Raw genomic sequence first — 21,134 nt, forward strand, 5'->3', positions numbered from 1 at the left:
ATTCATGTCACAGAAAACAAGTATAAAACTGTGTCAAAGAACTTTAATTGGTTACAAAATGCAGCGCATTTACAAGATTTGTTTGTTAAAATGCCGCCTTTGGGTATCCCTCTTTTTGATAATGGTTGCATGAGATTAAAACAAATAAAACTTGCTGGATTTAAGTCTTTTGTAGACCCAACAAAAATCCCTTTTGAACATGCATTATCTGCCGTTGTTGGCCCTAATGGTTGTGGTAAATCTAATGTCATTGATGCTGTACGTTGGGTGTTAGGCGAAAGTTCGGCCAAAAACCTGCGCGGTGATGCCATGACTGACGTTATCTTTAATGGCTCTAGCTCAAGAAAACCGATCTCTGTTGCCAGTGTTGAACTTACCTTTGAAAATACCCAAGGTCGATTAGCGGGGCAGTATGCCAGCTTTCAAGACATTGCCGTTAAAAGACAGGTGAATCGAGACAGTGAATCTAGCTATTTTTTAAATGGCCAAAAATGCCGCCGCAAAGACATTACCGATTTATTTATGGGCACAGGTCTTGGGCCACGAAGCTATGCCATTATCGAACAGGGCACCATTTCTCGTTTAATTGAATCAAAACCGCAAGAACTAAGAGTGTTTATTGAAGAGGCTGCAGGAATTTCACGTTATAAAGAACGCCGCCGTGAAACTGAAAACCGCATTCGTCATACGCGTGAAAATCTACAACGCCTAAATGATATTCGCAGCGAACTTGGTATTCAGCTTGAAAAGCTTGCCAATCAAGCTGCTGATGCCCGAGCGTATCGCAAATTGAAAGCCTCAGAAAGAGAACATCAAGCACAATTATTAGTATTAAAATTGCGAGAACTTGATAAACAAGCTGACAAACTTACCGTACAAATAACTGAACTTGAAGATAAAAGGACGCAATCTGCAGATGAACTGCGTGAGTTTGAGACCAGTCAAACTTTGGTTAACGCGCAATTGTCCGAGCTAATCAACGCCGAACAAAAACAAGTAGAGCAATTTTACCAAGCAGGTAATAACGTCACCCGTTTAGAGCAACAAATAGCCCACCAACAGCAACTTGATTCTGAACAGCGTCAGCAACATGACAGCTTGCAACAACAAATTGTGCTCAACAATAAAGCGCTCATAGAGCAGCAACAGCATCATCAACAGCTTTGTCATCAGCAAGAACAACTTGTTCTCACAATCAATGACTTAACCGATGAGATTGCAATCTGTGATGAACAAGCTTTGGTAATTGATCAACAAAATGAGCAAACGCTAGCCGTTTCGCGGATCAGCCATGATAAATTATCTGAAGTACAAACAAGTTTCGCAGTTGCGCAATCTTCATTGGCGCATGTGCAGCAACAACAGCAACTAGCGGAAACAGAGCTTGCACAAATTAGCCAAGATCAACGTCAACAAGCTAACACATCGACCAAAGTTGATTTGGCGGATGTTAAGCTGCAAATGCAAACAATTACCACGCGTTTAGCAAAGCTTGATGACACCATTAAGCTGCAAAAAAACAATAAGTCCGCATGTGAAACCAAGCTAAAGCTTACGCAGCAAAGCTTTAGTCAAACTAAACAACAACAAGCATCCCTACAGGCGCGTGGTGAGTTAATTGAGCAGCTTCTTGACAAGCAACAACAACATGATGGCAAACAGTTGTGGCAAATACTCGAGGTAGAATTAGGCTGGGAAGCCGCTGTTGATAGTTTATTCACGCAATTATTGGCAATGCCAGTTGATGAGCAAGGCAATGGTAATGGCTTTCACCTGTTCGCCAATACATCATCCTTAACAACGCCTGATAACCGCGAACATGAGGGAGCAAGCAAGGTTATTGCCGCGGCCAATATTGCACCATGGTTAACGGGTGTTATTTGGGTTGAAGACGACGTGGCTGCGAGTCGTAAATTAAGCCAGCTAAAAAACCACCAATTTTGTGTGACCAAAGCCGGTGAGTTAATCGGGCATGGTTTTCATATTACGCCATCATCAGCCCAGCCCTTAATGCAGTTGAGTCAAGAGCTTAACCAAGTAAATCAGTTACTCACCGAGCAGCAACAGCATTATCAACAGCAACAATTGACCGTTAGCCAATTAACAGAGCAGTTTAGTCAATTACAACTAGAGATAGCTGACTTAACCCAGCAGCATCAAAGTGCGACACAAGATTATCATGCGCTGAATGCGCAAGCGGCTACATTAACACAGCAGCTCAATGCTCAAGAGCAACGCTTAGCTGATTCGCAGCGCAAAAAAGCACAAATTAACCAGTCAATGGTTGATAACCAGCAGCGCCTAACCGAGTTAGAACAGACGCTTGAGCAATTTGAGTGCCAAAAACATGCTCTCAGTCAAGATTATGAACAGCAAGTTCAGCATCAACAAACTGCCATGGGGCAATTAAAGCATTTAAAACAACAAAAACAGACTCATCAACAGCAATTGCAGCAACAACAATTACAAAAGCAACAGTTAACAACTGCACTGGCGTTAAGTGAGCAGCAACAACAGCAACAACAAGAAAAATTGCAACAATTACAACAACAGATCGCGCAATTATCGGACTCGACAAAGCAAGTTAATCATGATGCGCGAGAACAGCATCTACAACGTTTACAACAACAATTGACTGAGCAACTAAAAAAACAATCTGAACTTGAACAAAGTTTATTGCAAGTCCGTCAGCAGCAAGCCTTATTGCAAAAGACGTTAGATAGTTCACTATTAAAGCAAAAACAACAGCTTGGGCAACAACAGGGGTTGACTCAGTCGCTAGGCACGTTACAGTTACGACGTGAAGGAATAAAAGGGCAGATAGATGCTCAAAGGCAACTGATTACTGACCAAGATGTGGATATTGACCAGGTGTTGGCACAAATGCCACAACATGCCAAAATCAATCAGTGGTTAAAAGCGCTTGAAGACATTAAAAAGCAGCTTGAGCAACTAGGGGCAATTAATTTAGCCGCGATAGAAGAGTACGACACTCAACATCAACGCAAAAGCTACTTAGATGAACAAGATCTCGATTTAACTCAAGCTCTGGGTGCATTAGAAGGCGCAATCAAGAAAATTGACCGTGAAACACGCACCCGTTTTAAAACCACCTATGATGCTGTGAATGCTGACTTACAAAAGTTGTTTCCGAAGGTCTTTGGTGGTGGTAAAGCGTATTTAGCGCTGACCGATGACGATTTGTTAGACACCGGGGTGACCATAATGGCTCAACCTCCGGGCAAAAAGAACAGTACTATCCACCTACTCAGTGGTGGAGAAAAAGCCTTAACCGCTTTATCATTGGTTTTTGCTATTTTTAGACTAAATCCGGCGCCCTTTTGTATGTTGGATGAAGTTGATGCACCTTTGGATGACGCTAACGTGGGTCGCTTTTGTCGACTCCTTGAAGAAATGTCACAAAGTGTGCAATTTATCTATATTAGCCACAATAAAATAACGATGGAAATGGCTGAACAATTGATAGGCGTAACAATGCACGAACCAGGCGTTTCACGTATTGTCGCCGTGGATATTGACACTGCGGTGGCGATGGCTGACGCAGTATAAGAATATGGGATTAGATTCATAATGAAAGATTTACAGTTAGTGTTGTTCGTCGTGGGTGCCATCGCGATCATTGCCGTTTTAATTCACGGTTTTTGGTCTATTAGGCGTCAACAACCTAAGTCAATGAAAGAAAGCCCAATGGTGGACTTTTACAAAAACCAATCCAAAAGACGCGATGCTGAAGGCTTTGACGCTGATGGAATTGGCGAAGTACGGGTTCGTAAAACTGCAACGCAAGGCGTTGAGTCTAACAATGAGCCCGCGTCCCAGCCGCTCACGGAACCAACTCATAACGAACAAACGACTCATGAGCTAGCTGGGCGCGAACAAATTGAGCCAACGTTAACCGCCTCTGCAGAAAGCGTTGAGCAAACTTTCACGGCTGATACCAGTGATAGTCAGCTTTTTAACGATAATAAGATTGATGATTTAGCTAATCAGTCTTCAACAGATGACACAAGTTACCACGCCACACTCGACCCTGTTGTCATTGATACTACCAGTGTTAATCACTCAGATAATGAGTCACAAGCTGCTTTTGTTGCAAATGAAGCTGACAATTTAAGTAAAACACAAGATAACGCTTATGTTGATACTGCATCTGAAGATTCCAGTGCGACGGCCTCACAGACAACCTCAAAAGATTCAGCTGTAGAGCAAGAACCGAAAGATGTGCTCGTGCTGCATGTTGTTGCTAAAGACGGTCAACAGCTACAGGGTGCGGAACTGCTACCGAGCTTATTAGCGTTAAACTTCAAGTTCGGAGAAATGGAAATTTTCCATCGTCATATCGATAATGCCGGTACTGGTGATACGCTATTTTCATTAGCGAATATGATGAAACCGGGCACATTTGACCCTGATAATATGGAGCAATTTGTGACTCAAGGTGTGGTGCTATTTATGACACTGCCTTGTTACGGTAATCCTGAGATGAACTTCACGATTATGCTTAACTCCGCGTTAGCATTAGCAGAAGATCTCGATGCACAGCTACTTGATGGCACACGTGACTTATGGACTGACAGCACCAGATCGCAATATCAACAACGTATTAAACAAGCCATGGCAGTTTAGGTTGATAATCGCTGGGATCTGCCACTAGATTAAGTACAATATAGTACTTCGCTTAAAGGCCGCATTTGCGGCCTTAATCATTTTTAAACGCTATTATTTGGATTGAACATGCAAGACATTAAATCAGTAATGCTGGAGCTCACCAACAATATTAACCAGCATAACATTCGCTATTATGTTGATGACGCGCCTTCCATTCCTGACGTTGAATATGACCGTTTAATGAAGCAACTTATTGCTTTAGAGCTACAACATCCACAATTTAAAACACCAGACTCGCCAAGTCAGCGTGTTGGCGGAATGGCGTTAGCAAAATTTGACCAAATCACGCATTTAAAGCCTATGCTCAGCCTTGATAATGCCTTTGAGCAAACTGACTTTGAAGCCTTTAATAAGCGCATCACAGACAAAGTGAGTGACGTTGAATATGTCTGCGAGCCCAAACTTGATGGCTTAGCGGTAAGCATTACCTATCGACACGGTTTATTAGAACGTGCGGCAACCCGTGGGGATGGCAGTGTCGGTGAAGATATCACTGAAAATGTGCGGACAATTAAATCTATTCCATTGAAACTACGCGGCGAAGGTTACCCGGAGTTAGTGGAAGTGCGCGGTGAAGTCTTTATGCCAAAATCGGCATTTGATGCGTTAAATCAGCGTCAATTAGCTAAAAATGATAAAGCCTTTGTTAACCCGCGTAATGCTGCAGCAGGTAGTTTGCGTCAATTAGACAGTAAAATAACCGCTGAGCGAGCACTGGATTTTTATGCTTATGCATTGGGTGTGGTAGAGGGGGATAGTGAGCCCATGAATGGCGAACACTTTGGCCAACTCATGCAGCTTAAACAATGGGGCATGCCAGTTTCAGCTGAAGTAAAAGTATGCCAAAACCTTGCACAGGTTTTTGACTATTACAGCGATATATTAACTCGACGCAGTGAACTTGAATACGAGATTGATGGCGTAGTCATAAAGGTCAATGGCATTGCTCAACAAACGGCATTAGGTTTTGTTGCTAAAGCGCCGCGCTGGGCAATTGCTTATAAATTTCCCGCTCAAGAAGAAATGACATTACTTGAGTCTGTTGACTTTCAAGTTGGGCGTACAGGTGCAATTACGCCTGTGGCTCGTTTAAAACCTGTGTTTGTTGGTGGCGTTACAGTATCTAATGCCACCTTGCATAACGCCGATGAAATTGCGCGTTTAGGTATCATGGTCGGAGACACTGTGATTATTCGCCGAGCAGGGGATGTTATTCCGCAAATCGTTGCCGTTGTTGAGCAAAAACGTCCTGCAGCGGCAACCAATGTCACATTCCCAAATCAATGCCCCGTGTGTCAAAGTGAAGTTGAGCGTATCGAAGGCGAGGCGACATTACGCTGCACGGGTGGATTATTTTGTGAAGCACAGCGCAAAGAGGCCATTAAGCATTTTGCCTCACGTAAAGCGTTAAATGTCGATGGTTTGGGCGATAAAGTTGTCGAACAAATGATTGATAAAGAGCTTGTTAAAAGCCCAGCCGATTTATTTAAGCTTACCGCGTCAATGTTAACCATGCTTGAGCGAATGGGAATGAAATCAGCCAGTAAGCTGATTGCTGCGATTGACAATGCTAAGCAAACCACATTAGCTCGGTTTTTATATTCTTTAGGGATCCGTGAGGTGGGTGAGGCCACTGCTGCCAACCTTGCTGCACACTTTAAAACCATTGATGCCTTGCGCCAAGCAACGTTAGATCAATTAATTGAAGTCGATGATGTTGGGACGATTGTCGCCAAACATATTCATCATTTTTTTAAGCAAGCGCATAACATTGACGTTGTTGAAGCACTCATCAATATGGGGGTTACTTGGCCAGATATTGAAGACGTTGATGAAGATTCATTGCCGTTAACAGGCCAAACATGGGTACTCACAGGGACATTAGTTGAACTAAATCGCAATGATGCTAAAGCGCGATTACAAGCGCTAGGGGCTAAAGTGGCTGGCAGTGTATCTAAAAATACCGATTGTGTCGTTGCTGGTGCTTCTGCTGGTTCTAAATTAACCAAAGCACAAGATTTAGGGGTGAAAGTCATGGATGAACAAGCATTGTTGCAGTTCTTAAATGGGTAATTTGAGTGCGGTTTTTGCAGTTTACCGGTTAATAAAACAATGTTTAGGAGCGTGGCATGAACTTTAGCCACATTAAATGGTTAGATGATAAAGGTCATGTAAAGCCACCGCTTACCTTGTATTTGATGCTGCTTTTTTTGGCCCGCTCATGGTGCGTTTTTATTGCCTCTTTGACCCAGTTTAACGATCGTTCAGGGCTTGTGCGTTTGTTTTACCCAGAAAAAACCGACTTTTTGTGGTCGTTAGTTTTTGGTGTTGGAGCGGTGTTAGTTTACGGTTTAGTGATTGCTGAGCGAAAGCGTAAACCACAATGGTTAATTCCTGTTTTTAAACGAGGTTGCTTCATATTAGCAGCGTTAGTGACTCTAGATGCTGTGGTATTAGTTCAACGCTTAATACACGACGGTTTTATATTTAAAGTTAGCTATGCAGTAGATTCTTTGCTGGTTTTTTGGTCCATTATTTACATAATCAATTCAGAAAGATTAAAACTTTATTTTAATGATTGGAATAAAGAAGATCCAAGTGATAAAAAAGCTGATTAAATGCGCCAGTTATTTGTGCTAAGTCGCAGTAATAGATACTGAAAAAGTGCGTAATATGACTTTATCATCTAAGATTGTGGAATATCTTAATGCGTTCTTTTTGTTTTTTATTTGCAGGTAATACGATTGGCTAAATCGGCACTCACTCAAATTGATGTATCTCAAATCGTTATAGGAATGACGATTAAGTTACCAATTTCTTGGACTAATCATCCTTTTTTTAGAAGCAAAGTTAAAATTGAGAAAGCTTCTCAATTGCTTCTGCTTAAAGGGTTAGACGTCAAGTTTGTTTATTTGCTTGATGGTCACGAGCTTTTAGACGCTGAAGCTGAAGAGCTGATTGAAGACACCCAATCAGATTCCCTTGAGCAGCCTGATAATAAAGTTGCGGCAAGAAAATCAATTCGCCGTGGACAACAACGTTTTTTGCAAAGTGTGAATGAAAGCCGTAATGCATTTTCTAAAGTGGTGAGCGACCCTGATGGCGCTTATCGTGAAATTGCCACATTAGTTGAATCATTAATGGCACATTTAAATAGTACCGACACGCCACATTTAACCTTAGTCGGATCCCATGAAAAAGAGATGAGCGTGACTCAACACGGCATTTCTGTTGCAGTGCTATCGATGTTAATTGCCAATACCATTGAACTGCCAATTAGTGATATTAGAGACATTGCACTGGGGAGTATGTTTCATGATATCGGTAAGCTGAAAGTGCCGGACAATATTCGCCGTAAACGTGGTGAGTTGACCGAGCATGAGGCAAACTTTTTAAAAATGCACCCTATTTTTGGCCATGAAATGCTCAGTAAGAATGGTCAATATCCTAAAGCCGTTATGCATATTGTGAAGCATCATCATGAGTTTATTGACGGAAGTGGTTATCCTGACGGTTTAAATGCAGCCACCATTCCTGTTACTACACAAATTGTCAGTTTAGTGAATAACTTTGAACAGTTATTAGAGCGTTATTTATCGCCGCAAATTGCTTTAGGAGTGTTATTTAAAAGTCATAAACAAAAGCATGATGAAAAATTAGTTTCGCAATTAGTAAAAGTGCTTGGTATTTATCCTCCAGGCACATTAGTCAGACTCGCCGATGGTAATTTTGCCAAAGTGATGATGACTACTTCAGAAGTCAAAAAGCCGCATGTGTGGGCCTGCAGCGAACACGGTGAAGACGCTACTTTACGTTTTTTGATTGAAGAAGATATCGATGTGGTTGAAGCCGTTAAATTTGAAAACCTCCCTGGAAGTGTGTTAAAAACGCTGCAAGCAAATAATACTATTAGCTTTTATTTCAGCGACTTTGCGTTTTAGTCAGTTGCTGACTCACGATTAAAAAGGTTTTATTTCCCTATGCCTAAGGTCACGCTCATTGGATGCGGTTGGTTTGGACTGCCGTTTGCAAAATCCCTGTTAAAACAAGGTTTTCATGTCAGTGCGAATAAGCGTCTAGCGCAAGATATTACCCCGTTAAATGACATCGGCATTGACGGCTTCCAACTGGATCTTGCAGACGTAGATTGTATTGAGCCTAAACATATCAGTGCAATTGAACAACATTTCGACAGTGATTTTTTAGTGATTAATATTCCGCCAGGGCTTCGGCGTAAAGAGTCGCAATATCTTGATAATCTACTGAGGCTAAAACAAATTATTGCTGATAAACAATATCAAAGACTCATTTTTATTAGTTCTACAGGCGTGTATCCATCGCAAAATAAAGCCGTTGATGAATCTGATGCCCAAGCATTTAATCTAGTAAGCCAAACGTTATTGCAAGCTGAAGCCATATTTAGCCAAATGCATAACGCGACAGTGGTTCGTTTTGCAGGCCTAATTGGTCCTAAACGACATCCCGGGCGCTTTTTTGCCGGTAAAAACGATGTTGCTGGTGGTCAAATGGCCGTGAATTTGGTGCATTTAGAAGACTGTATCGCTGCGGTGACGTTAATCATGCAATCGGACAATGCCAGAGGTATTTATAATTTATGTGCCCCCATTCATCCTACAAAGTCAGTCTTTTACACTAAAGCATGTGAACATTTAGGTGTTGCTTTACCGACATTTAACGAAGAGAGTGTTGCAGATAAAACCATTTTAGCAGAGAGAATTGTTAGCCAATTAGGCTTTAACTATCAGTTTCAAGACCCCGTTAAAATGCTTGATGCTTGCTAACTAGGCTTGAGTTATAATGCGCGCCAAGCGATAAATTGATTGATGAGTGAAAAAATGCAAGAACTATCTTTACTGAGCGGTAGCGAGTTTGTAGAGCTATATAAAGTACTTAAAGTACAAGGTATGGTTAATGGTGGTGGAGAAGCAAAACATGTTATCTCTGAAGGATTAGTCACTGTTAATGGCGATGTTGATACTCGCAAACGTAAAAAATGTGTTGTTGGTGATGTCATTGAATTTAATGGCGCAACAATTAAAATTACTCTAGCTGAATAAGGAAAGAACATGCAATTTCCAGATGATGATAACGGCCAAATGCTTGCAGCTATGGCTGATTCAGGTATCGATTTAACCAAAGCGTTAGATGTGGATTTCTTTCTTGTTTTTGATGACCAACGTGATGCGGAGTCTGCGTTAGAAACGTTAACAAGCGAACAAGGTGACAACGATCTTGAGGTACATTTTGACGAAGACACTGAAAAGTGGGAAGTCATTGTTTGCTTTAACATGGTGCCAGAGTACGATGCTTTGGTGGCTAAAGAAACGGCCCTTAATACTTTTGCTCAAGAATTTGATGGCATTTCTGATGGATGGGGCGTGATGCAACATCAAGACGGTGACGGTGAATTTGCTGATGACCATGACCATGACCATGATCACGACCATCATCATTAAATTACACCACTTTTTATGTATGGAGCGGTTGATAAGTAAACACTTGTTGCATAAGTGATAATAAAACCACCTTAAGAGGTGGTTTTTTTGTGCCTAAAAATTTAGCATGAGCTAAGCGGATTTTAGCGTTACTTGCATTTAAGGATATCAGCATGGCACGGCATATTAGTTTTGGCACTCCCGTAAATGATGCAGAACGTTGGGCATTTTCCTTGCTCAGTGATGAATTACCTCAAGATTACCTGTTGTTAACCAACGTAGAGATCCCAACCCATTCAGGGCAAGCTATGGAAGTTGATGCGTTAGTGGTAGGGCAATGGGGCGTATATGTTGTTGATGTAAAAGGTTACATTGGCCGCTTAAACGCAGGACTTCATGCTTGGTCGCTTGATGGCCGTGATGTGGATAACAGCCTCTCTAAAGCTAACTATGTCGCACGAGTTCTTGCTGGCAGGCTAAAGCATAAAATTCCAGTAGGAGTATATGCGCCTTGGTGTCAAGGAATGGTGTTTATTACCGGCCGTAAAGGTGAAGAAATTTTAGTTGAAAAAGACCAAGGTAATTTGAGTATATACACGCCAGCTAAAATTATTGAGGCATTAACAAAAGAGTGGGGCCTAACCGCACCACGAAAGCATCAAGTGACTGATGTTCAAAAAGAAATGGTGTTAGATACCATTGGGCAAGTCGCCATTGTTGAGCAACGTAATCAAAAAATTCAAGACTTCATAAAACTCAAATGCTTGTTCCTACAACAGGGTCTAGAAGTTTGGCAATCAGAATATAATCCAGGTGGCTGGACTGCGCCTTGGTTATTGAAAATCTTAGTTAATGGCCAATTTGCCAGCCAACATGAGGCTGAGCAACATGAAGTGAAACTACGTGAAGAATTTAAGCGAATGCAATCATTGTCAGGTTGTAGTGGCGTACCATTTTGCGCACCGTTAATTCAAGATGGTGAGCAATTAGTGTTACCAATACGAATGCCGCGGGGAATTCCGCTAAATATCTTTGAAGTAGAGCAGCAAAGCACTTATCAACTTCTTGGTATATTGCGCCGCAGTATTGTGGCTATGCAGCAAATCCATCGCCGCGGGTATACCATTGGTGGCTGGGCAAGTAATTGTGTATTTTTGTCAGACCAAGGTGATGTTGAATTTATTGATATCAAAGATAACTTAACGGTCGCAGAAGATATTGCTCAATATGCCAAAGCTTTTGTTAATCTTGCTGAGCAAACACAACAGCCTAGAATTTATCATTGGTATCGTGATGCAGCGAAAGGGACGACGATTGATTTAGATGCAATGCGTTGTGATTTATCCGCGCTTATTGAGCTTGGCGTGTGTGACACATTGCCGCAAAAAATAACCATTGAGCAAGGTTGTATTATCGATCATCATTTTTTGCTTGAGCATTTTATTTCCTCAACTGAATATAGTCAGTTATGGCAAGCCAAGCATATTCAAGGTAATTATCCTTGTGCTATTAGTATTTACAAAGAAGTCGATGAACAATGGTTAACATTGAGCAATATTTATCGCAGTTTATCGAAAATCTATCACCCTCATATTGAAAAAGTGCTCAGTTTTGGCCAATTGCCTGAGTCGAGAGAACTGTTTATCGCTAGAGCGTGGGCGCAAGGTGTTGCGTTAGATGAAATTGCTGAAATTGAAGTTGGACAGCCGTTTACTTGGTTTACACAGCTGGTAAATGCGCTGCAATACTTACATAGTATTGATATTTATCATGGCGCTATTTGTCCAAAAAACATCATTTGTCACCATGATACCGCAACACTCGTCAACTTCGGTATCGGCAGCGATATTGCTCAAATTCATTATGCCGCGCGTTATGCTGATCCCACCTTATGGGATGTGGAAGGCGATGCTGAGAAAGACCTCTACGGTTTAGTTGCCAGTTTTATTGATTCATTAGTACCGCATGAGCTTATTTCTGATGCAGGTGCGCAAGGCATTGTCGATGCATTAATGCAATTTGATCGCCAATGGCTAGGTGAGGCGTTATTTGATGCTTGCTTAAAGATATTAAAGTTTGAATTTAGAGTTGAACCTAATATTAGTTATACCCAGCAACTAGGACTAACAGATAAAGACTAGAAGGGGATAGTAATGATGTTGGATAATCAAACAAAAAAGCACAACAGCAATTAACTGCATTTTTGTTGCTATGTAATGACCAATACAAACAGAAAACCACCTAACAGTTAGGTGGTTTTTTTATTGAGCTTGTTTTAGCTAGCGGCGATAACGATGCGCTGAAACTACGTTTAACAAACCTTAAACTAGCTAAATGCTAATGACTGCATCACATTATCGACGATCAGTTTCGAGTCATCTTCGTTAGGATATTGGCACATTAGATTAAGTAAGTTGTTTTGTTGTTTGTATATTTGGCTTCTTACTAATAAGTTATTACGACTACGCAAGTTAAATTCATATCCTTTTTGACGTCCATTATAAACAATGCCTTCATGATTGATTGTGCCACCAAACCCGTCGATTAAATCTCTTTTTGCCACATCGACTTGATCATAAAAGTCTCCAGGAATACGTACTTGTTCCACATAATGAGTAATTGAAGCTGTGCAGGTTAAGTCTGAATGATTAACGGTATAAGAAGTGGATTTAATTTTACCGTATTCAGCAATGTTGACCATTTTGACATTATTTTTTGGGGTGCCAGGTAAGGTTACCTGGAAATTGTAATCAGTCGATGATATCGTTTTCGGTGTTGAGTTAGCCCGTAATTCAGCGGTTTTTACGTATTCATATCCAGCAAATGCGAATGCAATGATCAATATATATTTCAAAATATCAGTCTCCCAAATTTTTCGTTATCTTTGTTTTGAAGAGTGCATGACTTAAAGGTGTAATCTGCGACCTTAGTTGCAGCTAATGTTAATAAATTGTTATTAAACGCTAATCGCTTTGTAATCGCAAGTGTTTTATTCAAGTGAATAATGAGTCAAATAATTCATATAAAAGGCCATTTTAATTGACCATCAGGACGTGATAGAAAAAAACGCATCGTTAGACGTCAATGGAGTAGTCATGGCCTTGTGGGGATGGGTATAATCATTTCTTTTTTTGTGTGAGCAAATATGTTTGAGCTGACGCTTCAAATTGGCATTATTTTATTTTTCGTGGCGATGTTAGCGGGATTTATTGATTCTATCGCTGGTGGCGGCGGATTGTTGACCATTCCAGCATTAATGTGGGCAGGTATTCCGCCTGCTGCGGCATTAGGGACCAATAAATTACAGGCCTGTGGTGGCAGCTTTTTTGCCAGTTTGTACTTTATTCGCAAAGGAATGGTTAAAGTCAGTGAAATTAAACTGTCTATTGTTTGTGCTTTTATCGGTGCTGCGACGGGGACGATATTAGTACAAATGATTGATGCCTCGGTTCTGAGCATGGTGTTGCCATTTCTTATTTTAGCGATTGGCTGTTACTTTTTATTTTCTAAAACGATAGCAGAACAAGATAAACAGCAAATGGTCACCCCGACGGTATTTGCATTTACCGGTGCATTAGGTGTTGGCTTTTATGATGGCTTTTTTGGCCCAGGTACAGGTAGCTTTTTTGCTTTAGCATTTGTGTCGTTAGCCGGTTTTGGTTTGGCTAAAGCCACAGCTCACGCAAAGGTGTTGAATTTTATCACCAATATTGCTTCATTATTGTTTTTTGCCATTGGCGGACAAGTTGTGCTGAAGTTGGGGTTGATCATGTTAAGCGGGCAAGCTATTGGGGCGACATTAGGCTCTCGTTTAGTCGTCACAAAGGGCACAAAAGTGATTAAACCGTTGGTGGTCATTATGTCGTTAGGCATGAGCTTTAAACTCTTGTGGACTCAATATATGTAATGCATCTTGCTCGCGTCAGGCAACTTATGCTGCCAAATACGCAACTGACCGAGATAATGTGATGGTCTCTGTTTAGTCTTTGGTATACAGCCAATGTGAGTTAGTACGAGGTTAGCTGTATCGTTCAACAGCCTAATGACAGTTAATCTGGTCGTATATTTGCTGTTAAATCCAGCCTGAGCGAGCAATTGAATTGATGCCTATCTCTTAGCTTTAAACCGCATTTTAGGCTGGTTTTTCAGCACAATAGATACCCCGAACTCACACAAAAATTCTCATACCCACAATACATACAATTCAGGTAAAATTGGTCTTAGAAAAAGCCAATAACAGTCTTTTATCAAGTCAAAATAACTAAAATAACAACAGGTAAGCATGCGTATATTACATACTTCAGATTGGCATCTTGGCCAATATTTCTATGGTAAAAGCCGCGCGGCAGAGCATCATGCATTCATGCAATGGTTGTTAGCACAAATTACTCAATACCAAGTGGATTTATTAATTGTCGCGGGCGATATTTTCGACACCACAACGCCGCCCAGTTATGCACGTACTTTATATAATCAATTTATTGTTGATATTCAAACCACTGGTTGTGAGCTGCTTATTCTAGGCGGCAACCATGACTCAGTTGCTACCCTGAGTGAGTCAAAAGCCTTATTGTCGTATTTAAACACCCATGTTGTCCCAGGCGGATTTGCTACCCCAGAGCAACATGTATTGCCGCTTTATAAAGTGGGTAAAACTAGTGCGATGCCAGAATCTGAACCCACACAACCGTATGCCATTATTTGTGCGATGCCTTTTTTACGCCCAAGAGATCTCGTTAACAGTGAAAGTGGTGAGTCAGGCTCAACCAAGCAGCAGAAATTATCAATGGCGATTGCGCACTATTATCGTGCCAGTTTTGAATACGCCCAAAGCATTCAACAATCGTTAGCTGTCCCAGTACCGCTTATTGCCACCGGCCATTTAACCACCGTTGGAGCGAGCAGCTCTGAATCTGTCCGAGATATATACATCGGTAGCCTTGATGCCTTTAATGCTCAGCATTTCCCTGCAGCAGACTACATAGCATTAGGTCATATTCATCGGCCGCAACAGGTCGCAAAAACAGAACATATCCGTTATAGCGGCTCGCCCATTCCATTAAGTTTTGACGAATTGCCAAAGCAGCATGATATCAGTGGTAAAAATGTACTTCTTGTTAATTTCGAGCAACAAAAACTCACTGACGTAACGCCATTAACCGTGCCGTTATTTCAGGCCATGCAAACGATTAAAGGTAACTTGGTTGAAATAGAGCAAGCTATTGACGCTATTGCCGCGCGCGAACAAGCACAAGACACTTGGCTGAGTATTGAAGTGAATCATCAAGATTACCTTAGTGATTTACAGCAACGCATTGCCGCCATGACACAAGATAAACCGATTGAAGTATTACAGTTAAAACGGGCGCGTCAGGTGCAGCAACATACCTTGAGCAAGGTTGAAAATGAAACCTTGGCCGAAATTAATATCGAAGACGTGTTTGAGCGTCGTTTAGCCAATGAAGTCTTTGAAACCGCAGAGGAACAACACAAGCTTGAGCGTATTAGAGTGAAATTCAAACAAATCGCAGCGGAAGTTGAACAAGACATTGTGCCCGTTGATGCGGAGGTTAATGCATGAAAATCCTCAGTTTGCGCTTTAAAAATATCAACTCATTAAAAGGTGAGTGGAAAATTGATTTTACCCAACCGCCTTTTGTTGATAATGGCTTATTTGCCATTACTGGCGCAACGGGTGCGGGTAAAACGACATTATTAGATGCGATCTGTTTGGCGCTTTATCATCGAACGCCGCGCATTACCACGATTTCAAAAACAACCAATGAACTAATGACTCGTGGCACCAGCGAATGTTTAGCTGAAGTGGAATTTGAGGTAAAAGGTAAAGGTTACCGTGCATTTTGGAGTCAACGTCGTTCACGCGGACAAGCTGATGGTAATTTACAAGATGCCCAAGTGGAATTAGCGACATTAGTCGATGGCAACATTTTAGCCAGCCAGATTAAGCGTAAATCAGAGTTGCTTGAAGCCATTACAGGCCTAGATTTTGCCAGATTCACGAAATCGATGATGTTGTCTCAAGGTAAGTTTGATGCCTTTTTAAATGCCGACGCGAATAAGCGTGCGGAATTACTTGAAGAACTAACTGGCACCGAAATTTATGGTTTGATATCTGAGCGGGTACATCAGCATTTTAGCGAAACCAAGCAGCAATTAGCATTATTAGAGCTAAATGTCAGTAATGTCAGTGTGTTATCTGAGGATGAGCTTGAACAATATTGCCAGCAATTGAGCGAAACCCAAACATTGTTAACCCAGCTAACAGAGCAGCGTGAGCAATTACAACGTTATATCAGTTGGGTTGACAGTTCAGAGCAATATCAACAGCAGCTACAAAGTGCAGACGAACAATACCTTGCAGCTAAGGCGAGTAAAGAAGCTCAACAAGCAAGTTTTATTAAGCTTGAACATCATCAACCGGCATTACTATTAGCCCCCATTTACGAGCGATGGCAAGCACAGCAACAAAATGCTGAACAATTAAACGTGCAAATTAATGCGCTAGATTCACAACGTGTTCAAAGCGCTGAGCAATTGCAACAGATTGAACAAGTGCACGTTCAGCAACAACAAGCATTAAATGAACAAAAAGAGACTCATGGCGCGTTGGTGATACTCGTTGACCAACAAGTGATCCCACTTGATAACCAAATTACTCAACAACAATTATTGGTTGATGGAACAGCCAAGCAGCAAGCGGAAATAAGCCAAATAATTACAGGCATAGACCAACAACACCTGCAAATACAAACACAAATGAGATCACTTGATGCCGAGTCGTCGTTGGTTAAGGTACAACTTGAGGCATTAGCGCATGCCCCGTTAATCCAAGAACGAATTCAAGTGTGGCAAAATCAGTTTGGTCAATTAAATCAGTATGTAAATCAACAGCAACACCAGCAACAACAGGCGCTGAAATTACACCAACAACTCGTGCAGTGCAGCCAACATATCGACCAGTTAGACACACAATTGCCAGCGCTAGAGCAACAAGTCGCGCACAGCAACCAAGCGATAATTCAGACAACACAACAATTAGATAACGGCTTAGCTGGTAGTAGTACGTTTGAGCAGCTTAATCAGTCATATCAATCATTGATTAACAATCAAACTGCCAGAGCTGATTTAACCTCGGTTTATAAGCAATATACTCAACATCATGCTGAAATTAGTCAGCAGCAACAGATTGCGAGCCAAGCAGCCCAACAGATTACCCAGCTAGAAAAGCAATTAAACGAGATAAGGGGCAGTTGGAAACAAAAGCATCAACAGCAGCAAGACTTACAAACGTTATTGTCACAAGAGCAAAAAATTGCCTCGTTAACCGATGAGCGCCAAAAGCTGCAAGCCGGTGAACCTTGTGCCTTGTGCGGCTCAACGGAGCACCCACTAGTAAGCGAGTATTTGCAGCTTGATGTTAGTGAAACTGAGCAGCGTCTGATACACATAACTGGTGAGCTTAGCAGCATTCAAGTCCAAGGTGAGGAGCTTAAACAGCAAAAAGTGCAGTGCCAAGCGCAAGCGGATGCCAGTTTACAGCTTGTTGAAACAAGACAAGCCAGTTTGTCTGTATTAACCAATGATTGGCAAACAGTAATGCAAACATTAGCGTTAAATTTTGACCTGAATCAGCCGCAAACCGTCGAATTAATTAACGATTATCTTGAGCAATGCCAGCAGCAGCAAGCGCAATTAAGTCGGCAACTGCAACAAATACAACAATGGCAGCACCAGCTCAGTGAGCAACAACAGCTTGAGCAACAACAACGTCAGCAAATGAATCAATTACAAGCTGATATTGCGCTCAAGCAACAACAATTTGATAGTCAGACAAATCAACAAACACAAGTCAATGAACAATTGCATGTGCTTGATGGGCAAATAAGCCAATTATCTGCCCAGTTACATGAACAAATACAAGCTTGTGAGTTAACCATGCCGACAATTGAACACTGTGAAGCGTGGTTGACCCAGTTGTTTAGTGCGCTTAATGATTGGCAGCAGGCGGCTACGCGCCAACAACAAATCGGGCAACAAATCCAACTGCTTAATGAAAAACTGACTAATGTAGCGGAACAACAGCAACAACGTATTGCTCAGCGCACAACACTTGCTGAGCAACAGCAGCAGCTTACACAATTACTTAATACGTTAACTGTAAAGCGCCATCAACTATTTGCGGACAAACAAGGCCTGAATGAAAAGCAGCGAAGTTTGCAACAGGTTCAGCAAACCGAGCAAGCGCTTGAGGCGGTTACAGAGCAACTGCAGCAATTGAATATGCAGTTGCAGCAAGTTAACACTCAAAAACAAACCCATGAGCAACAAAGGCAGACGCTTGAGCAAACACTCAGCCAATGCAGCGCCAAGTGGCAACAAGCTTTGTTAGACAGTCCTTTTGAACAGGTTGAGCAATTTTTAGCTGCGCGGTTGTCGCCAACTGAATTTACTCAGTTATCTCAACTTACTCAGCAGTTATCCCAAGCCGAGGTGAAAGCACAGCATGAGCTTGAGCGTATTAGTGCTCAGGTTAAGCAAATGCACAGGCAAGCAGATGAGTTGGGTTATGACTTGGCTAAAGCACAAGAAAACCGTGATGCTTTTGCCGCACTAGAACCGGAGTTTCAAGCTCAACAAAAAATGCTTTGGCAATTACAGCAGTTGATTAATGAAGATGAACAACAGCGAGGTAATCAAGCGCAGTTGCTTAATGAGCTGCAACAAGCGAAACAAGATTATGACGATATTAGCTTGTTGCATGCGTTAATCGGTTCGCAAAAAGGGGATAAATTTCGCCGCTTTGCTCAAGGACTGACATTGGCACATTTAGTGACCTTGGCCAATAGACAATTAGATAGGCTTCATGGGCGATATTTACTCGCTAGTAAAGATTCTTCCACCTTAGAGTTAAAGGTATTGGATACCTGGCAAGGGGATGCTGAGCGCGACACTAGAACCTTATCTGGCGGGGAGAGCTTTTTGGTGAGCCTTGCATTGGCGTTGGCACTATCTGACTTAGTGAGCCATAAAACCCAAATCGAGTCGTTATTTTTAGATGAGGGTTTTGGCACTTTAGATAGTCAAACGTTAGATATCGCGCTTGATGCGTTAGATAGCCTCAATGCCAGTGGCAAAATGATTGGAGTGATTAGCCATGTTGATGCAATGAAAGAGCGCATAGATGTGCAAATAAAAGTGAATAAGATGAATGGGCTGGGAGTGAGTAAATTGCAGCCTCAATTTGCCGTTACTGAAACTACAACTACTGTAAAAGCGTGATAAAGACTGATGTTTAGCACAAAAAAGTGAATTAATTAGTTTGTGAAATGCCGATTGTTTGATATAAACAGTCGGCATTTTTTATGAATATTTCGCGCTTAACATTGCATAAACCGGTTTGTTGATTTTGGCTAGCATTTTGTTAGCAAAATTAAAACAACAAAGCCGAAACGCTCGCAAAAGACAGTCGTACATCATTTTAGGGTAATTAATACGTGCAATCACTTAAACACCTCGCTCAACGAGCGTTGTCGCTCAAATTATCTCAGCGCTATAAAAATGGCCTTATCATCTGGATAATTTTCGTTATAGCCGTCATCCTTTGGTCGCTATTTGATAACACTGACACACAAGACACACAAGACACACAGCAAGCACAATCAGGACGGATTTCTGTTGAGCTCGACTTGAGTAAACTGACCTCTAAAAAAACGGATGCGCCTTCTCACGCCACTCAAGCTGAAGCCGTCAACACATCCGCTACGGCCGCTCAACCAAGAGATTTACAGCAGCCGGTTTATTCCAGAGTCATTAAACCCGGTGACACCTTAAGCGGTTTGTTTTCAAGAGCGAAAATCGATCAACAAACCATGTATAAAGTGCTTGAGGCTGACTTACAAGTATTGGCACTTGATACATTGATGCCGGGAAACCGGATTCAATTTTGGCAAAATGAACAAGGACAACTAAAAAAATTAGAGTTGTACTTTAATGCTGCTAAACAAGTGGTGTTTCGACGTCACGATGATGGCAGTTTTAGCGTAAAAAATATTATTAAAGAAGGTGTCTGGCAACATCGCATTCTCAGCGGTGAAATTAGAGGATCTTTTTATGTATCAGCAAAAAAAGCCGGTTTAAGTTCAAATGAAATCCATAAAATTGAAGCACTGCTAAAACCTAGACTTAACTTTGCCAAAGAATTGCGTGCTGGCGACCACTTTTCAGTGATGATGAACGATCAATTAGTGGATGGCACGCTGACAGGAAACACGGATTTACTCAGTATTCGTATTGAGACGCGTAAACGTGAAATTAACGCATTTCAATTTAGTGATGGCCATTATTATGACGATGAAGGCTCAAGTTTAGTACCCGCTTTTCAGCGCTTACCTACCACGCATCGATATCGAATTAGTTCTTCGTTTAATGCGCATCGTAAACACCCGATAACCGGTCGAAGAAGTCCGCATAACGGCACTGATTTTGCCGTACCTATTGGTACACCCGTGTTAGCAACGGGTGATGGTGTGGTGACCTTAACTCGAAACCATCGCTATGCAGGTAAATACATTGTCATTCAGCACAATAGTAAAATTCGTACCCGCTATTTGCATTTATCTAAATTTAAAGTACATAAAGGCCAGCATGTTAAACGTGGTCAAGTGATTGCGTTATCTGGCAATACCGGTCGCACAACTGGACCTCACTTGCATTACGAATATATTGTCAATGGACATCCAGTGAATGCGATGAAGGTCAATATTACTAAAGCCATTATATTACCGAAAAAGCACCGTAAAGCTTTTAACGCTATGGTGGAAAAACGTAAGCGGATGATGGCATTAGGGTAGTTAATCATTATATTCACAATAAAAAGGCAAACTTCGGTTTGCCTTTTTTCGTCTTGCTCTTCAATAGCCATGTTACTTGCGCTTCAAAGCCATTGTATGTATCTATTTTGCGAGTGAT

General features: G+C 41.5%; 14 protein-coding genes. 13 read left to right on the forward strand and 1 reads right to left on the reverse strand.

The window, feature by feature from the left end:
- Window positions 1–129 precede the first annotated feature (129 nt).
- The 9 genes from smc (at window position 130) to G3R48_RS03075 (ending at window position 12,286) form a co-directional block, all read left to right on the forward strand.
- The gene (gene smc, locus G3R48_RS03035; RefSeq protein ID WP_153662012.1) at window positions 130–3,570 is read left to right on the forward strand and encodes a chromosome segregation protein SMC; all 3,441 of its coding nucleotides are present in this window, start codon (window positions 130–132) and stop codon (window positions 3,568–3,570) included.
- Between the two features lie 21 nt (window positions 3,571–3,591).
- Window positions 3,592–4,647 carry a cell division protein ZipA gene (gene zipA, locus G3R48_RS03040; RefSeq protein WP_153660435.1) on the forward strand — a complete coding sequence of 352 codons (1,056 nt, stop codon included), beginning with the start codon at window positions 3,592–3,594 and terminating at the stop codon, window positions 4,645–4,647.
- A 108-nt stretch (window positions 4,648–4,755) separates the two neighbouring features.
- A complete protein-coding gene (ligA, locus tag G3R48_RS03045) occupies window positions 4,756–6,762 on the forward strand; it encodes an NAD-dependent DNA ligase LigA (protein WP_153660432.1) in 2,007 nt (668 codons plus the stop codon).
- A 56-nt stretch (window positions 6,763–6,818) separates the two neighbouring features.
- Window positions 6,819–7,307: a DUF2919 domain-containing protein gene (locus G3R48_RS03050; RefSeq protein ID WP_153660430.1), complete on the forward strand. Its 489-nt coding sequence runs from the start codon at window positions 6,819–6,821 to the stop codon at window positions 7,305–7,307.
- Window positions 7,308–7,433: 126 nt separating this feature from the next.
- On the forward strand, window positions 7,434–8,630 hold the full coding sequence (locus G3R48_RS03055; protein ID WP_153660428.1) for an HD-GYP domain-containing protein: 1,197 nt from the start codon (window positions 7,434–7,436) through the stop codon (window positions 8,628–8,630).
- Between the two features lie 39 nt (window positions 8,631–8,669).
- Entirely contained in the window at window positions 8,670–9,491 is an 822-nt protein-coding gene (locus G3R48_RS03060) for a Rossmann-fold NAD(P)-binding domain-containing protein (RefSeq protein WP_153660426.1), read from the forward strand.
- A gap of 42 nt (window positions 9,492–9,533) precedes the next feature.
- The gene (locus G3R48_RS03065) at window positions 9,534–9,767 is read left to right on the forward strand and encodes an RNA-binding S4 domain-containing protein (RefSeq protein WP_153660424.1); all 234 of its coding nucleotides are present in this window, start codon (window positions 9,534–9,536) and stop codon (window positions 9,765–9,767) included.
- A gap of 9 nt (window positions 9,768–9,776) precedes the next feature.
- Complete coding sequence (locus tag G3R48_RS03070; RefSeq protein ID WP_153660422.1) at window positions 9,777–10,166, forward strand: ribonuclease E inhibitor RraB; 390 nt, start codon at window positions 9,777–9,779, stop codon at window positions 10,164–10,166.
- A gap of 152 nt (window positions 10,167–10,318) precedes the next feature.
- Window positions 10,319–12,286 carry an NERD domain-containing protein kinase family protein gene (locus G3R48_RS03075; protein ID WP_153660420.1) on the forward strand — a complete coding sequence of 656 codons (1,968 nt, stop codon included), beginning with the start codon at window positions 10,319–10,321 and terminating at the stop codon, window positions 12,284–12,286.
- Between the two features lie 185 nt (window positions 12,287–12,471).
- On the opposite strand, the gene G3R48_RS03080 is transcribed toward G3R48_RS03075, so the two are convergent.
- A complete protein-coding gene (locus G3R48_RS03080) occupies window positions 12,472–12,999 on the reverse strand; it encodes a hypothetical protein (protein ID WP_153660418.1) in 528 nt (175 codons plus the stop codon).
- A 291-nt stretch (window positions 13,000–13,290) separates the two neighbouring features.
- Here G3R48_RS03080 and G3R48_RS03085 point away from each other — a divergent pair, with 291 nt between their 5' ends.
- The 4 genes from G3R48_RS03085 to G3R48_RS03100 all read left to right on the forward strand — a co-directional run bounded on the left by G3R48_RS03085 (window position 13,291) and on the right by G3R48_RS03100 (window position 21,016).
- Entirely contained in the window at window positions 13,291–14,052 is a 762-nt protein-coding gene (locus tag G3R48_RS03085; protein ID WP_153660416.1) for a TSUP family transporter, read from the forward strand.
- A gap of 375 nt (window positions 14,053–14,427) precedes the next feature.
- Window positions 14,428–15,726, forward strand: coding sequence for an exonuclease subunit SbcD (gene sbcD / locus G3R48_RS03090; protein ID WP_153660414.1), 1,299 nt, complete (start codon window positions 14,428–14,430; stop codon window positions 15,724–15,726).
- The gene (locus tag G3R48_RS03095; protein ID WP_153660412.1) at window positions 15,723–19,445 is read left to right on the forward strand and encodes an AAA family ATPase; all 3,723 of its coding nucleotides are present in this window, start codon (window positions 15,723–15,725) and stop codon (window positions 19,443–19,445) included. Before sbcD ends, G3R48_RS03095 begins: the two co-directional genes overlap by 4 nt.
- A 215-nt stretch (window positions 19,446–19,660) precedes the next feature.
- Window positions 19,661–21,016: a peptidoglycan DD-metalloendopeptidase family protein gene (locus tag G3R48_RS03100; RefSeq protein WP_323741172.1), complete on the forward strand. Its 1,356-nt coding sequence runs from the start codon at window positions 19,661–19,663 to the stop codon at window positions 21,014–21,016.
- Window positions 21,017–21,134: the final 118 nt, after the last annotated feature.

Source organism: Shewanella intestini (genome assembly GCF_018221465.1).
GTDB lineage: Bacteria > Pseudomonadota > Gammaproteobacteria > Enterobacterales > Shewanellaceae > Shewanella > Shewanella intestini.

Excerpts from the sequence above, each read along its gene's own strand:
- ligA (WP_153660432.1), top strand. The coding sequence starts at position 4,756 with ATGCAAGACATTAAATCAGTAATGCTGGAGCTCACCAACAATATTAAC.
- G3R48_RS03060 (WP_153660426.1), top strand. The coding sequence starts at position 8,670 with ATGCCTAAGGTCACGCTCATTGGATGCGGTTGGTTTGGACTGCCGTTT.
- G3R48_RS03065 (WP_153660424.1), top strand. The coding sequence starts at position 9,534 with ATGAGTGAAAAAATGCAAGAACTATCTTTACTGAGCGGTAGCGAGTTT.
- G3R48_RS03085 (WP_153660416.1), top strand. The coding sequence starts at position 13,291 with ATGTTTGAGCTGACGCTTCAAATTGGCATTATTTTATTTTTCGTGGCG.
- G3R48_RS03075 (WP_153660420.1), top strand. The coding sequence starts at position 10,319 with ATGGCACGGCATATTAGTTTTGGCACTCCCGTAAATGATGCAGAACGT.
- zipA (WP_153660435.1), top strand. The coding sequence starts at position 3,592 with ATGAAAGATTTACAGTTAGTGTTGTTCGTCGTGGGTGCCATCGCGATC.
- G3R48_RS03095 (WP_153660412.1), top strand. The coding sequence starts at position 15,723 with ATGAAAATCCTCAGTTTGCGCTTTAAAAATATCAACTCATTAAAAGGT.
- sbcD (WP_153660414.1), top strand. The coding sequence starts at position 14,428 with ATGCGTATATTACATACTTCAGATTGGCATCTTGGCCAATATTTCTAT.
- G3R48_RS03070 (WP_153660422.1), top strand. The coding sequence starts at position 9,777 with ATGCAATTTCCAGATGATGATAACGGCCAAATGCTTGCAGCTATGGCT.
- G3R48_RS03050 (WP_153660430.1), top strand. The coding sequence starts at position 6,819 with ATGAACTTTAGCCACATTAAATGGTTAGATGATAAAGGTCATGTAAAG.
- smc (WP_153662012.1), top strand. The coding sequence starts at position 130 with ATGAGATTAAAACAAATAAAACTTGCTGGATTTAAGTCTTTTGTAGAC.